Source organism: Tabrizicola sp. YIM 78059, assembly GCF_004959785.1.
GTDB classification, from domain to species: domain Bacteria; phylum Pseudomonadota; class Alphaproteobacteria; order Rhodobacterales; family Rhodobacteraceae; genus Tabrizicola; species Tabrizicola caldifontis.
Genome location: NZ_SJZH01000003.1, coordinates 387385 through 399531 on the forward strand (window position 1 = coordinate 387385; position 12147 = coordinate 399531).

The 12147-nt window shown below is 65.8% G+C and carries 18 protein-coding genes and 1 tRNA gene; 8 read left to right on the plus strand and 11 right to left on the minus strand.

What is annotated here, in order from left to right; all coding sequences use genetic code 11:
• The 3 genes from EZM81_RS06660 to EZM81_RS06670 are packed head-to-tail and all read left to right on the plus strand — an operon-like array spanning position 1 to position 1862.
• Positions 1–864, plus strand: coding sequence for a D-amino-acid transaminase (locus tag EZM81_RS06660; RefSeq protein ID WP_136645202.1), 864 nt, complete (start codon positions 1–3; stop codon positions 862–864).
• A 45-nt stretch (positions 865–909) separates the two neighbouring features.
• Positions 910–1566: an AzlC family ABC transporter permease gene (locus EZM81_RS06665; protein ID WP_169052325.1), complete on the plus strand. Its 657-nt coding sequence runs from the start codon at positions 910–912 to the stop codon at positions 1564–1566.
• Entirely contained in the window at positions 1563–1862 is a 300-nt protein-coding gene (locus EZM81_RS06670; protein WP_136645204.1) for an AzlD domain-containing protein, read from the plus strand. Before EZM81_RS06665 ends, EZM81_RS06670 begins: the two co-directional genes overlap by 4 nt.
• On the opposite strand, the gene EZM81_RS06675 is transcribed toward EZM81_RS06670, so the two are convergent.
• The 3 genes from EZM81_RS06675 to EZM81_RS06685 form a co-directional block, all read right to left on the minus strand.
• Entirely contained in the window at positions 1859–2509 is a 651-nt protein-coding gene (locus tag EZM81_RS06675) for a hemolysin III family protein (protein WP_135449381.1), read from the minus strand. The two genes, EZM81_RS06670 and EZM81_RS06675, sit on opposite strands and share 4 nt — an antisense overlap.
• A gap of 182 nt (positions 2510–2691) precedes the next feature.
• Complete coding sequence (locus EZM81_RS06680) at positions 2692–3006, minus strand: DUF1244 domain-containing protein (protein WP_135449383.1); 315 nt, start codon at positions 3004–3006, stop codon at positions 2692–2694.
• A 1-nt stretch (position 3007) separates the two neighbouring features.
• Entirely contained in the window at positions 3008–3760 is a 753-nt protein-coding gene (locus EZM81_RS06685; RefSeq protein ID WP_135449386.1) for an N-formylglutamate amidohydrolase, read from the minus strand.
• 138 nt (positions 3761–3898) lie between these two features.
• Here EZM81_RS06685 and pyk point away from each other — a divergent pair, with 138 nt between their 5' ends.
• From pyk to rplT, 4 genes are all read left to right on the plus strand, one after another.
• Positions 3899–5344 (plus strand): pyruvate kinase, encoded by a 1446-nt coding sequence (pyk, locus tag EZM81_RS06690; protein ID WP_135449388.1) that lies wholly within the window; start codon positions 3899–3901, stop codon positions 5342–5344.
• Between the two features lie 31 nt (positions 5345–5375).
• Positions 5376–5600, plus strand: coding sequence for a hypothetical protein (locus tag EZM81_RS06695; RefSeq protein WP_135449390.1), 225 nt, complete (start codon positions 5376–5378; stop codon positions 5598–5600).
• 109 nt (positions 5601–5709) lie between these two features.
• Complete coding sequence (gene rpmI, locus EZM81_RS06700) at positions 5710–5910, plus strand: 50S ribosomal protein L35 (RefSeq protein WP_135449392.1); 201 nt, start codon at positions 5710–5712, stop codon at positions 5908–5910.
• 12 nt (positions 5911–5922) lie between these two features.
• Positions 5923–6285, plus strand: coding sequence for a 50S ribosomal protein L20 (gene rplT, locus EZM81_RS06705; protein ID WP_135449394.1), 363 nt, complete (start codon positions 5923–5925; stop codon positions 6283–6285).
• 72 nt (positions 6286–6357) lie between these two features.
• Here rplT and EZM81_RS06710 read toward each other — a convergent pair whose 3' ends face one another.
• From EZM81_RS06710 to EZM81_RS06720, 3 genes are all read right to left on the minus strand, one after another.
• Entirely contained in the window at positions 6358–7131 is a 774-nt protein-coding gene (locus tag EZM81_RS06710) for a sulfite exporter TauE/SafE family protein (protein ID WP_135449395.1), read from the minus strand.
• Positions 7132–7266: 135 nt separating this feature from the next.
• Positions 7267–7692: an Rrf2 family transcriptional regulator gene (locus EZM81_RS06715; protein WP_135449397.1), complete on the minus strand. Its 426-nt coding sequence runs from the start codon at positions 7690–7692 to the stop codon at positions 7267–7269.
• A 53-nt stretch (positions 7693–7745) separates the two neighbouring features.
• A tRNA-Trp gene (locus tag EZM81_RS06720) sits at positions 7746–7821 on the minus strand.
• A gap of 116 nt (positions 7822–7937) precedes the next feature.
• Between EZM81_RS06720 and EZM81_RS06725 the strand changes: the two genes are divergently transcribed.
• A complete protein-coding gene (locus EZM81_RS06725; protein ID WP_136645205.1) occupies positions 7938–8165 on the plus strand; it encodes a DUF2798 domain-containing protein in 228 nt (75 codons plus the stop codon).
• Here the strand turns inward: EZM81_RS06725 and EZM81_RS06730 are convergent.
• The 5 genes from EZM81_RS06730 to EZM81_RS06750 all read right to left on the minus strand — a co-directional run bounded on the left by EZM81_RS06730 (position 8162) and on the right by EZM81_RS06750 (position 11944).
• The gene (locus EZM81_RS06730; protein ID WP_135449401.1) at positions 8162–8827 is read right to left on the minus strand and encodes a CatB-related O-acetyltransferase; all 666 of its coding nucleotides are present in this window, start codon (positions 8825–8827) and stop codon (positions 8162–8164) included. The genes EZM81_RS06725 and EZM81_RS06730 overlap by 4 nt on opposite strands.
• A 178-nt stretch (positions 8828–9005) precedes the next feature.
• Entirely contained in the window at positions 9006–10574 is a 1569-nt protein-coding gene (locus EZM81_RS06735) for a GMC family oxidoreductase (RefSeq protein WP_136645206.1), read from the minus strand.
• 15 nt (positions 10575–10589) lie between these two features.
• Complete coding sequence (locus tag EZM81_RS06740) at positions 10590–11114, minus strand: Twin-arginine translocation pathway signal (RefSeq protein WP_136645207.1); 525 nt, start codon at positions 11112–11114, stop codon at positions 10590–10592.
• Between the two features lie 45 nt (positions 11115–11159).
• The gene (locus EZM81_RS06745) at positions 11160–11555 is read right to left on the minus strand and encodes a VOC family protein (protein ID WP_136645208.1); all 396 of its coding nucleotides are present in this window, start codon (positions 11553–11555) and stop codon (positions 11160–11162) included.
• A 92-nt stretch (positions 11556–11647) separates the two neighbouring features.
• Positions 11648–11944: a ribbon-helix-helix domain-containing protein gene (locus EZM81_RS06750; protein ID WP_135449409.1), complete on the minus strand. Its 297-nt coding sequence runs from the start codon at positions 11942–11944 to the stop codon at positions 11648–11650.
• Between the last annotated feature and the right edge of the window lie 203 nt (positions 11945–12147).

Below are 12147 nucleotides of genomic sequence, written 5' to 3' on the forward strand. Positions count from 1 at the left end.
ATGACCCGCACCGTCTATGTGAACGGCACCTACCTGCCCGAAACCGAGGCGAAGGTTTCGATCTTCGACCGCGGATTCCTGATGGCCGACGGGGTTTATGAGGTGACAAGTGTGCTGGACGGCAAGCTGATCGACTTCGACGGCCACATGAATCGGCTGAAACGCAGCCTGCGCGAACTGGAGATGACCTGCCCGCTGAGCGCGGACGAACTGCTGGCGATGCACCGCGAACTGGTCGCGCGGAACGGGATCGACCAGGGGATGATCTACCTTCAGGTCACGCGCGGCAATCCGGGCGACCGCAGCTTCCTGTTCCCCGATGCCTCGGTGCCCGGCACGGTCGTGGCCTTCACCCAGAACATCCCGCACCTCGCCGACGCGCCCGCCGCCAAGACCGGGTTCAGGGTCATCACCATCCCCGACCTGCGCTGGTCGCGCGTCGATATCAAGACCGTGCAACTGCTTTATCCCTCGATGGGAAAGATGGCCGCCAAGAAGGCCGGCGTCGATGACAGCTGGTTCACCGACGAGGCGGGCATGGTGACCGAGGGCACCTCGAACAACGCCTACATCGTCAAGGGTAACCGGATCATCACCCGCCAGCTTGGCAGCGACATCCTGCACGGCATCACCCGCGCCGCCGTGCTGCGCCTTGCGACCGAGGCGCAGTTCGAGATCGAGGAACGCCCCTTCAGCCCCGCCGAGGCTCAGCAGGCGGACGAGGCCTTTGCCACCGCCGCCTCGATCTTCGTGATGCCCGTGGTCGAGGTAGATGGAATGCCCGTGGGCACCGGGAAGCCGGGCCCTGTCGCAACCCGCCTGCGCGAGATCTATCTGGAAGAGATGCGCAAGGCCGCGCTCTGACCCGTGGCCGCCGCGCCGTTCACGCTTGCAGGGTTTCGGCGCGGATTGCGCGACGGACTTCCCCTTGGCCTGTCGATCTTTGCCTACGGGTTGGGCTTCGGTCTGGTGGCCGCGCAGGCAGGGTTCGGCATCGCAAGAGCCGTGACCACAAGCGCGGCGATCTACTCCGGCTCGGCGCAGCTTGCAGCGGTGAACCTGTTGCAGAGCGGGCAGGCGACGCTATGGGCGCTGTTTGCCACCATCCTGGTTGTCAACGCCCGCTACATCCTGTTCGGCGCGGCGTTGCAGCCCTGGCTCTGGCAGGCCGGGCCGCTGCGGGCCTATGGCAGCCTGCTGCTGTTGGGTGATGCCAACTGGATGCAGACGATGCGCGCGATCCGGGCGGGGGAAGAGGACCGGGCCTATCTGGCGGGCACCGGCACGCCCATGCTGGCGGGCTGGCTTTCGGGTACCGCCCTTGGGGCTGGAACGGTCGGCCTTCTGCCGCGCCCCGAGGTTATGGGGCTTGATCTGATGCTGGCGGCCTTCGCCGCAGCGATGGCGGCGGCGATGGTGCGGGCGCGCACCGACCTGGTGCCGATTGCGGCAGGCGCCGGCGCGGCGCTGGCGATTGCACCAAGCCTCGGCCCCGGGGCGGCGATCATCGGGGCGGGACTGGCGGGCGGCGCTGTCGCCGCACTGATGCACCGGAATGCGGCATGAGTCATGATTTCCCCACCCTGCTTCTGGTCATGGCGGCGGCCGCCTTCCTCTGCCGCGCGGCGGGCTTCACGCTGATGCGGCTTGTCCCGGTTTCGGCCCGGATCGAAGCGGCGCTGCGAGCCACGCCGCTTGCCGTGATGTCGGGTATTGCGGCACTGGCCGTGCAGTCGGGCGGTCTGGCCGAGGGGGTGGCTCTGGCGGCAGTGGTGGGGCTGACGGTCTTGATCGGAAGCGATGTGGCCGCAGCCCTGCTGGGCGTTGTTCTGGTGGCCCTTCTGCGGTGGGCAGGGCTTTAGGCCGTCTGCACCAGATGCAAGGTGACAGCCGCGTAAAAAACCGCGCTCGCCGCCAAAACGCAGACATGCCAGATCGTGTAGTGGAAGGGCAGCCGCTCCAGAAGGAAGAAGGCCACGCCCAGGGTGTAAAGCACACCGCCGGTCACGATCAACGCCAACACCGGCAGCGAAATGGCCGCAAAGATCCCGCCCCCTGCCAGCAGGCCGGCCCACCCCATCAGCAGCGCCAGTGCGACGGCGGCCAGCTTCAGCCGGTCGGGCGCAAAGGCGCGGATCGCGGCCCCGGCCAGGGCGGCAGTCCATAGCCCGGCCAGCAGCCATCCCGCATCGGCGCCCGAGAGCAACGCGAAGGGCGTGTAGGTCGCGGCGATCTTCACCAGGATAGCGGTATGATCGAGGCTCTGGAAGATTCGCCGCGGCCGTGGGCGGGTGCTCATGTTGTACAGAGCCGAAAAGCCCAGCATCGCAATCAGCGCCAAACCATATACCGTCGTTGCCGCCACTGCCGGCCCATCGCCGCGCAGGACGACGGCCAGCGTGATCAACACCGGCACGGCAACCAGCGCAGCAGCCACGCCGAGGACATGGACAACGGCATCGCTGATCCATTCGGCGCGCGAATAGTCTTGGCGGACGGCAAGAAGCATTCTTGCAAGATAGCATGCCATCTGCACTTCTCCCATGCCCCGGCCGGGCAGAGAGACATCAACTTTCCGGGTCCGGCCTTTGGATCTAGGCAGGCCAAGCCGTCTTGCAATTCGCACAGCGGGCACTGACCGTGCGCTGCGCCAGAATTCCGTGAGAGCCCGGTCAGAAGAAGGGGCGGAACTCAGTCCCGCTTGCCAACATTTTCGGCGAAAGCCTTGTCGAAGGCGGCCTTCTTCGCCGCATCCGCCTCGGTCTGGTGCCGCGCCACCCAGTCGGCGTAGGGCATGCCGTAGACGATTTCGCGCGCCGCGTCCTTGGTCAGATCGATGCCGCGTTCGGCCGCGGCCTCCTGATACCAGCGCGACAGGCAGTTGCGACAGAAGCCCGCCAGGTTCATCAGGTCGATGTTCTGCACATCGGGGCGCTTCTGCATCAGGTGATGCAGCAGGGCGCGGAAGGTGGCGGCTTCCAGCTCGGTGCGGGTCCGGTCGTCCATGTCAGAGGCTCTCCATGACTTCGGTCAGGATCGGGGCCAGACGCGCGGCCCAGCGGGCCTGTTGCGCCGGGTCTGCGATCAGGTCGTTCCTCAGTTCGATAAGTGTGTTGTGCCGGCCCAGACGCAAGGCATGTCGGTCGATCGCGTCACCAGGCAGGTGCCCGGAATAGGGTTCGTTGTCGCCGACGCAAAGATCGGCCTCCTGCTTCAGCCGGGCGATCAGCGGCTTCGAGAAACGCTCGTCCAGATGCGAATACAGCACGCCCACCTGCCAAGGTCGGGGCGGGCGGCCCTTCAGGCAGGGGGTGAAGGAATGGATCGCCACGATCACCCTGTCGGGACGCAGCGCCGCCAGCCGGGCGTAGGCTGCATGATAGGGGCGGTAAAGCCGGTCAAGCCGTTCCTCGACCGCCGCGGGCGTTATGCCCCGGTTGGCCGGGATGATGGTGCCATCGTAAAGCTGCATCACCAGGGTCGGATCGTCCTCGCCACGGTTGGGGTCGATGACGAGGCGCGAGAAATCCGACAGGATCACCGGACTGTCCAGCAGGCGGCCAAGTTCCCGCGCTACCCCGGCGGCGCCTACGTCCCATGCGATATGGCGTGCCATATCCTCTGCCGGAATGCCCAGATCTCCGCCGTTCACCCAGGGCGGCACGCGGTTCGAGGCATGGTCGCAGGTCACCAGCCAGCGGCCGGGGCGGTGTTCTCCGTCGATCGTGAAGGCCAAGGCGGTCCTCTTCCGAATGCTCATCCTTCCCTTACGGTCGTTCTTCGCGCAAGGCCAGCGACCAGCGTCCGAAAGGCGGCGGGAAGGCGTTGCGGGACGACCGCGATTGCGCCATAAGGCACGCGGCCCACATCAACCGGAATTTCAAGCAGGAGGATGGCGATGCGCCGCCACCGCAACGTGAAGATTGTGGCCACACTTGGCCCCGCGTCCAGCAGCTACGAGATGATCCGCGCGCTTTTCGAGGCCGGGGCAGACGTGTTCCGCCTGAACATGAGCCACGGCGGCCACGACGACATCCGCAAGCGGCACGAGATCATCCGCCAGGTCGAAAGGGATCTGGGCCGCCCGATCGGCATTCTTGCCGATCTTCAGGGGCCGAAACTGCGTGTCGGCGTCTTCGCCAACGGGGCCGAGGAACTGGTCGAGGGCGCGGCCTTCCGCATGGATCTTTCCACCGTGCCAGGCGACGCGAACCGGGTGAACCTGCCCCACCCCGAGATCTTCGCCGCGCTGGAGCCCGGTGCGACGCTCTTGGTCAATGACGGCAAGATCCGGCTGCGGGTCAGAACCTGCGGCAAGGACTTTGCCGAATGCACGGTCGAGGTCGGCGGCACGATTTCCAACCGAAAGGGCGTGAACGTGCCCGATGTGGTGCTGCCGCTGGCAGCCCTTTCGGAAAAGGACCGCAGCGACCTGGAATTCGTCTGCGAACTGGGCGTGGACTGGCTGGCACTGTCCTTCGTCCAGCGCCCCGAGGACGTGATCGAGGCCAGAAGCCTGGCCAAGGGCCGCGCCGCGATCCTGTCGAAGATCGAGAAACCCGCTGCGGTCAAGGCCTATGACGCGATCCTTCAGGTCAGCGACGGCATCATGGTGGCCCGGGGCGACCTGGGCGTGGAACTTCCCGTCACCTCGGTGCCACCTATCCAGAAGCGGCTGGTCCGGGGCGCGCGGGCAGCGGCCAAGCCGGTGATCGTGGCCACGCAGATGCTGGAATCGATGATCGAATCACCGGTGCCTACCCGGGCCGAGGTGTCGGACGTGGCCACGGCCATCTACGAAGGTGCCGACGCGGTCATGCTGTCTGCGGAATCGGCTGCCGGCAAATACCCGGTCGAGGCGGTGACGACGATGGATTCCGTCGCCGTGAGCGTCGAGAAGGATCCGACCTACCGCGCGATCATCGAGGCCAGCCGCCATGTGCGACGGGAATCCGTGGCCGACGGCATCGTGGCGGCGGCACGCGAAATCGCCGAAGCCACCAACATCAAGGCGATCTGCTGCTTCAGCCAGACCGGCAACACCGCGGCCCTCGTCGCCCGCGAACGCCCGCATGTGCCGATCATCGCGCTGACCCCGCTGATGTCCACCGCGCGGCGCATGGCGCTGACCTGGGGGGCGCATTGCGTCATCACCGAACCGCAGGAACGCTTCAAGGGAGCCGTGCTTGCCGCCGTCGGCGCAGCCCGGGCCAGCGGCTTCGCCACCGAGGAAGACCAGATCGTGGTCACCGCGGGTGTGCCCTTCAACGTCAAGGGCACCACGAACATCCTGCGCGTCGCGCCCTGTGACGAGCGATTGATTTCGCGCGTCGATCCGGGGTAATCTGACCGGGCGAAGGCCAGGGAAAGGTATCATGGATACGGATCTGGTTCTGACGGTCGGAATCGTCATTGCCGTCCTGTCGGTACCTTCCCTGCTGTCGGCCTGGGCCGAAAGCCGTACACCAAGGGTTGGGGTGGTCATGCTAATCGTGGCGATCGGCATGGTGCTGTTTGCAGTCATGACGCGGCCCGGCGGCTATTCGTTCGAAGAAGTTCCCAACGTAATGCTGAACGTCTTCGCGCGCGTGATCCGCTGAACGCAGCCCCTTGCGCCTTCGGCCGGCAGCGCCTATAGGGGCGCCTTCAATACCCGCACGGCCGGCCCAGGTGGCATGCCGAGTCGTGCCTGAAACCACGGAGATGGAAATGCCCAAGATGAAGACCAAGTCGGCGGCGAAGAAGCGCTTCAGCTTCACGGCCACCGGTCGGGTGAAGGCCGGCGTCGCCGGCAAGCGCCACGGCATGATCAAGCGCACCCCGAAATTCGTCCGCGACGCGACCGGCACCATGCTGCTGTGCGACAGCGATGCGAAGATCGTCAAGAAATACATGCCCTACGACCGGTAAGGAGAGCCTCAGATGTCCCGCGTCAAGTCCGGCAAGGTCACGCACGCCCGTCACCGCAAGGTGATCAAGCAGGCGAAAGGCTACTACGCCGCCCGTTCCACCAACTTCCGCACCGCCACCCAGGCGGTGGACAAGGCCAATCAGTATGCGACCCGCGACCGCAAGACCCGCAAACGGAACTTCCGTGCGCTGTGGATCCAGCGGATCAACGCGGCCGTTCGGCTGTTCGATGCCGACATGACCTATTCACGCCTGATCAATGGCCTGGCCAAGGCCGGGATCGAGGTTGATCGCAAGGTTCTGGCCGATCTGGCCGTGCACGAGCCCGAGGCCTTCAACGCCATCGCCGACAAGGCGAAGGCCGCTCTGGCCTGAGCCGGGCGAACCGTTCCGATGCGAAAGGCCCCGCGATGCCGCGGGGCCTTTTTCTTTCGCCTTGCCGCTGCCTCAGATCAGGCGCGCGATCTGCCAGACCGACAGCGCCACGATCAGCACCCCCACGATCAGCGTCAGCATGCGCACCGGAAGGATACGCGTGACATAGCCGGCCAGAGGCGCTGCCGCGACCCCGCCCAGGATCAGCCCCAGCACCGGCCACAGATGGGACGCCAGCCCCTCGGCCTCTTCCCAGTGGCCGCTCAGCAGTGCTGTCAGGAAGGCTGCCGACACGGATGCGGTCAGGAAGAATTCGACCGTGTTCACCGTGCCGATCATCTGCCGCGGATTCCCGCCCGAGCCGATGAGCCCGGTGGTCACCACCGGACCCCAGCCGCCGCCGCCGACCGCATCCATGAAGCCCCCCACCGCCCCCAGAGGCAGAACCACGGCGCTGCGGTGGTGGTCCACCGGCCGGATGTCCCGAAGGCCGCGATAAAGGATGTAAAGCCCCATCAGTCCAAGATAGGCCGCAACCCAGGGCCGAAGCGCGTTGCCGTCCATGGCGGTGATCGCATAAGCCCCCAGCACCCCACCGGCAATGCCCGCCGGCGCCAGCCTGAGGAACAGCCGCCAGTTCACGTTGCGGTGCCAGACATGGGATGTCGCCGAGGCTGCGGTGGTGAAAAGCTCGGCCGCGTGGACGCTGGCCGAAGCAGCGGCAGGGGGCACCCCGAAGGCCAGCAGCACTGACGAGGACACAACCCCGTATGCCATGCCCAACGCGCCATCGATGATCTGGGCCAGAAAGCCCACGATCACGAACAGAGTGAATAGGTCTTCCATGAAGGTCTCCTGCCTCAATTATCCCTATTCTCTACCGACTTTATATGAAATCAAGACGTGCCCGGGCCATCCGCAGCAATAGGAACCGTGTCGCGCGCTCCGGACAGGATCGGGGCAGATGTTCGCTGCCGTCGTTCAGACGAAGGAAATCTTCGCGCCGCCGATCGCCTCTTTCAGCGAGGTGCCCTCAAGCAGCAGCGCGGTCGTGTCGCGCACCGCCAGTAGAACCGGGCGAATCTCGCAGGTCTCTACCGAGACGCAGTCAGGACAGGGGCTGTAGGCGGTCAGGCTGGCGCAAGGGGCCAGCGCCAGCGGCCCGTCGATGCAGCGCAGGACATCGGCAAAACTGATCGCCTCGGCACCCCGGGCCAGCACATAACCGCCCTGGGGGCCGCGCCTTGCCATGACCAGTCCACGCAACTTCAGCGCAGCCAGGATCTGTTCCAGGAACTTGCGGGGAATCCGCTCTGCCTCGGCGATCTCGGCGACCGTGGCCGATGCGTCCTTGCGGGCAAGGTAAAGCATGGCATGCAGAGCATAGCGGGCGCGTTGGGTCAGCATGAGACCCGTGCTAGCACCCCATGCGCGGCCATGCAAAGCGTATGACAGGAAGGTGGCAGGGGCAGCAGGGCTCGAACCCGCGACCTACGGTTTTGGAGACCGTCGCTCTACCAGCTGAGCTATACCCCTATACGCGCCACGGGTTACGGCAGCCGCAGGGCAAGGTCAAGGGCTTCCGTGTGCGCCCACGGCTTGCACAGGGGCGCAGAGACGGCTAGCCATCGCGCATCCTGCCGGAGGCTGCCATGTTCCCTGCCCGCCTTGCCCCGATCCTGTTCGGCTTCGTCCTGTCCGGCCTGATGAGCCTGATCGTATCGGGCCTGTCCACATTCCGTGCCGTCGGGCTGGTCCATGGCTTCCCCATCCTCTGGCTGGGCAACTGGGCGGTCAGCTGGGCCATCGCCTTCCCAACCGTGCTGGTCGTCGCGCCGCTGACGCGGAAGATCGTGGCAAGGCTCGTGCGGCAGAACTAGGCACCATCCGACGCCAGGGCCTGAAGCCGGGCGATGTCGGCCTGCAACAGCGCCGGGATCGCCGCCCTGATCCGGTCAATCGGCCAGTCCCACCAGGCCAGCCGCAGAAGAGCCTCGATCGTCGCTTGCGGATAGCGCGGGCGGATCAGCCGGGCGGGGTTGCCGGCAACGATGGTGTAGGGCGCGACATTGGCCGTGACCACCGCCCCCGCCCCGATGATCGCCCCATCCCCGACCTTCACCCCCGGCAGGATCAGACCGCCATGGCCGATCCAGACGTCATTGCCGATCACCGTATCGGGCAGGCCCTGGAACGCGGCCTTGTAGCCCTCGATCGTCGCCGGATCGAAGACCGGGAAGGGATAGGTCGTCAGCCCATCCATTGCGTGGTTGGCCGAAGCAGTGATGAAGCGCACGCCATGCGCGATCTGGCAGAAGCGGCCGATCACCAGCCGTTCGGACGCGCCGGGGTAGAGATAAGGCGCCAGCCGCGCCGCCCAGTCGTGGTGCGGGGCGGGGGGCGGGTCGAAATCGTTGGCGTAGGTGAAATCGCCAACCGAGATGTTGGGGTGATCGATCACCCGGTTCAGATGGACCATGTTCGGATGGATGGTGCCATCCGCGAATGTCAGCGGATACACGCGCAACGGGTCAAGAGCCATGATCGGACCTTTCGTGAACGGTTCAAGGGGAACGTTCAGCGGGTCAGGTCCATCGGTGCCTCCATTGCGATTTGGGCTGCTTAGCATCATGCGGGGCAAAAGAAAAGCCGGGCGCCCCGGTGGAGGCGGGGCGCCCGGCCGGACGCCGGCGGCAGACCAGGCTGCCGCCTGCCCCGGGTCAGATGTTGCCGGCGCTCATCTCGCGGGCAATGTGGTCGGCCTGGCGAATGGCCAGCGCCACGATGGTAAGCGTCGGGTTCTCGGCTGCGCCCGTGGTGAACTGCGACCCGTCCGATATGAACAGGTTGGCGATGTCATGCGTCTGGCCCCAGCGGTTGCAGACGCCGTCCTCGGGCTTTTCCGACATCCGGCAGGTGCCCAGGTTGTGCGTGCTGGGATAGGGCGGGGTCGGGAAGGCACGGGTCGCGCCCACCGCCTCGTAGATCGCCATGCCCTGCTGGTAGGCATGGTTGCGCATGGCGATGTCGTTCGGGTGGTCGTCGAAGTGGACATTGGCGACCGGCAGGCCGAACTGGTCCTTCGTCTCGGAGAGCGTCACCCGGTTCGTCGCCTGCGGCATGTCCTCGCCCACGATCCACATCCCGGCCATGTTCTCGTAATGGTCGAGCGCGGTGGTGAAGCTGCGCCCCCAGCCGCCGGGGTTCAGGAAGGCCGCCATGAACGGCAGGCCCAGGCTCAGCGTCTCCAGCTCATAGCCGCCGACGAAGCCGCGGCTGGGGTCGTGCCGCGCCTCGTCCTGGATGATCCCGGCCATGGTCGTGCCGCGCCACATGCGCACCGGCTTGTCGAAGATCGCATAGACCGATCCCGTGGTATGGCGCATGTAGTTGCGGCCCACCTGGTCGGACGAGTTCGCAAGACCGTTCGGGAACATGCCGGAGGCCGAGTTCAGCAGCAGCCGCGGGGTTTCAAAGCTGTTCCCGGCCACGCAGACGATGCGGGCCTTCTGCATCTGCAGGTTGCCGTCCCTGTCGAAATATTCGACCCCGGTCACCTTGCCTGCATCGTTGTGCAGGATCCGCGCGACATGGGCGCGCTCGCGCACTTCCAGATTGCCCGTCGCCTCGCCCGCCGGGATGTCAGTATAGGCCGCCGACCACTTGGCCCCCCACTTGCAGCCCTGGAAGCAGAAGCCGGTCTGCTGGCAGGCCATCCGGCCATCGTAATCGGCCGAGTTGATCGCCATGCGGCCGGTGTGGACCTCCTTGTAGCCCAGGGCCTTCGCGCCCTTCTCGAAGACGCGGTAGTTGTTGTTCCCCGGCAGGCCGGCGCGGTCGCCGGTGCGGGTCACGCCCAGCTTGGTTTCGGCCTTCTCATACCAGGGTGCCATCTCGGCCGCGTCGATCGGCCAGTCGAGCAGCGTCGCCCCCTCGACCTTGCCATAGGTGGTCAGCGCCTTCCACTCGTGGTCCTGGAACCGGATCGAGGCGCCGGCCCAATGGGTTGTGGTGCCACCCACGGCCTTCACGATCCAGGCCGGCAGCCCGGAGAAGTCCTTCGCCACCCGCCAGCTGCCGCTGGTGGTGCGGGCATCCAGCCAGGCCAGCTGGGTGAAGCTTTCCCATTCGTCGTTGATGTAGTCCTCGGGCAGGTAACGCCCGCCGGCCTCCAGCGCCACGACCTTGACGCCCTTCTGCGCCAGCTCGTTGGCCAGCACCCCGCCGCCCGCGCCGGTGCCAATGATGACGACCACGGAGTCGTCGTTCAGGTCGAATTTCGCAACCATGTCTGACCCCTCCCCTTACAGCCAGTCGATGTCGTTGAAGCCGCGCTCGATGTAGCCGCCCTTGCTGAAGCTCTCGCCCTCATAGCCGAAGATCGGCCAGATCTCCTTCTGGTTGTAAAGGCCGGTCACAAGCCCCGCCCGCACGGTCTGGAAGAAGGGCGTCGTCTCCATCGCCTGGAGAAGCTTCACCCGGTCCTCCTCCCAGCCGGTGCCTACATAGCTGGGGAATCCCGCGGCCTGCGCGGCGGCATCCAGCGACGCGACGCCCTCGGCGACCATGGCCTTGTGGTCCTCGGAATCGTAGCCCTTCACCGCGATGGCATAGAAACGGTCCGGCACCTGGTCATGCGGATAGATGTCGCGCGCCATCTGCAGCAGCGTCGCCATCTGTTCGGGGGTGATCGCCGTCACCTCCAGCGCCCAGGCAGCATCGGGCGCGGCGATGAAGCCTGCCCCCGTCACTGCCAGCGCCCCGGCCGCCGAAAGGCTTCGCGACAGAAGCTGACGCCGGGTCAGCCCCCTCAGGTCATGTCTTGTCATTGGTTCCTCCCTTGCTTTTGGCTGGGTCGGACCGCCCCTCCCTCCTCAGAGATAGCGGCCGCCCCGTTGCAGGACCTCGATCTGGTAGCCATCGGGGTCCGCGATAAAGAAGAAGCGGGCGATGACCGTTCCCGCCGGTGCAAAATCGACCAGCTTGCGCGGGGCAAGTCCCGCCGCCGTAAGCCGCGCGTGCTCGGCGACCACGTCATCGACGCTGACCGCGAGATGGCCATAGCCGTCGCCCAGGTTGTAGGGCTCGGTCCGGCCCTTGTTGATGGTCAGCTCAAGCTCGAAGGTGCTTTCGGGATTGGACAGATAGACCAGGGTGAAGGTCTCGAAATCCAGCCGGTCGGCGACCTTCAGCCCGAAGGCCGTGTCATAGAATGCCAGAGACCGCGCCTCGTCCAGGACGCGGATCATCGAGTGGATTGCCTTGGCCATGCCTTACCCCATCTTGCCGAGCAACGATATTGGTAAGGTTAGTGAACCACTTTCCGGCCCGGGTAGTAGCGGACTACTACAGTCGCACTTTTCTACTCGGCGGCGAAACGGTCCTGTTGCGGCACCTGGTCCAGCTCTCCCAGATGGATCGTACAGGCGCACCGCAGAAGCGAGGTGAAATTCGACGTCTCACCGTGCTGTTCCAGCACCTCGGAATGCAGCTTCGACAGGAAGGCGGGCGTGGATGTGCCCTCTTTCGCCGCCATCTGGTCCAAGATGCCCCAGAAGGCGCGTTCCAGACGGATCGAGGTGGACTGTCCGTTCAGCCGCAACCGGCGGGTGACGTATTCATAGCGGGCCGGGTCCTGCCCGGCGAACATCTGACACATCGCTGGCCTCCCCCATGTGGTCAGGGGATCAGTGTGGTGCCAGTGAAACGAATCGTCAATTCACGCTTCGACCGATGCGAAAGGGGCCGCCCGGACGGGCGGCCCCCGAAAGGTTGCTCGGCGCGGGACTTTGCCCCGCGGCACGCCTCAGGCGATGATTTTCGAGACGACGCCTGCGCCGACGGTGCGGCCGCCTTCGCGGA

Bases quoted from the DNA above. Each gene is read 5' to 3' on its own strand.
- EZM81_RS06660 (WP_136645202.1), top strand. From the start codon at position 1: ATGACCCGCACCGTCTATGTGAACGGCACCTACCTGCCCGAAACCGAG.
- EZM81_RS06670 (WP_136645204.1), top strand. From the start codon at position 1,563: ATGAGTCATGATTTCCCCACCCTGCTTCTGGTCATGGCGGCGGCCGCC.
- EZM81_RS06675 (WP_135449381.1), bottom strand. From the start codon at position 2,509: ATGCTTCTTGCCGTCCGCCAAGACTATTCGCGCGCCGAATGGATCAGC.
- EZM81_RS06680 (WP_135449383.1), bottom strand. From the start codon at position 3,006: ATGGACGACCGGACCCGCACCGAGCTGGAAGCCGCCACCTTCCGCGCC.
- EZM81_RS06685 (WP_135449386.1), bottom strand. From the start codon at position 3,760: ATGAGCATTCGGAAGAGGACCGCCTTGGCCTTCACGATCGACGGAGAA.
- pyk (WP_135449388.1), top strand. From the start codon at position 3,899: ATGCGCCGCCACCGCAACGTGAAGATTGTGGCCACACTTGGCCCCGCG.
- EZM81_RS06695 (WP_135449390.1), top strand. From the start codon at position 5,376: ATGGATACGGATCTGGTTCTGACGGTCGGAATCGTCATTGCCGTCCTG.
- rpmI (WP_135449392.1), top strand. From the start codon at position 5,710: ATGCCCAAGATGAAGACCAAGTCGGCGGCGAAGAAGCGCTTCAGCTTC.
- rplT (WP_135449394.1), top strand. From the start codon at position 5,923: ATGTCCCGCGTCAAGTCCGGCAAGGTCACGCACGCCCGTCACCGCAAG.
- EZM81_RS06710 (WP_135449395.1), bottom strand. From the start codon at position 7,131: ATGGAAGACCTATTCACTCTGTTCGTGATCGTGGGCTTTCTGGCCCAG.
- EZM81_RS06715 (WP_135449397.1), bottom strand. From the start codon at position 7,692: ATGCTGACCCAACGCGCCCGCTATGCTCTGCATGCCATGCTTTACCTT.
- EZM81_RS06725 (WP_136645205.1), top strand. From the start codon at position 7,938: ATGTTCCCTGCCCGCCTTGCCCCGATCCTGTTCGGCTTCGTCCTGTCC.
- EZM81_RS06730 (WP_135449401.1), bottom strand. From the start codon at position 8,827: ATGGCTCTTGACCCGTTGCGCGTGTATCCGCTGACATTCGCGGATGGC.
- EZM81_RS06735 (WP_136645206.1), bottom strand. From the start codon at position 10,574: ATGGTTGCGAAATTCGACCTGAACGACGACTCCGTGGTCGTCATCATT.
- EZM81_RS06740 (WP_136645207.1), bottom strand. From the start codon at position 11,114: ATGACAAGACATGACCTGAGGGGGCTGACCCGGCGTCAGCTTCTGTCG.
- EZM81_RS06745 (WP_136645208.1), bottom strand. From the start codon at position 11,555: ATGGCCAAGGCAATCCACTCGATGATCCGCGTCCTGGACGAGGCGCGG.
- EZM81_RS06750 (WP_135449409.1), bottom strand. From the start codon at position 11,944: ATGTGTCAGATGTTCGCCGGGCAGGACCCGGCCCGCTATGAATACGTC.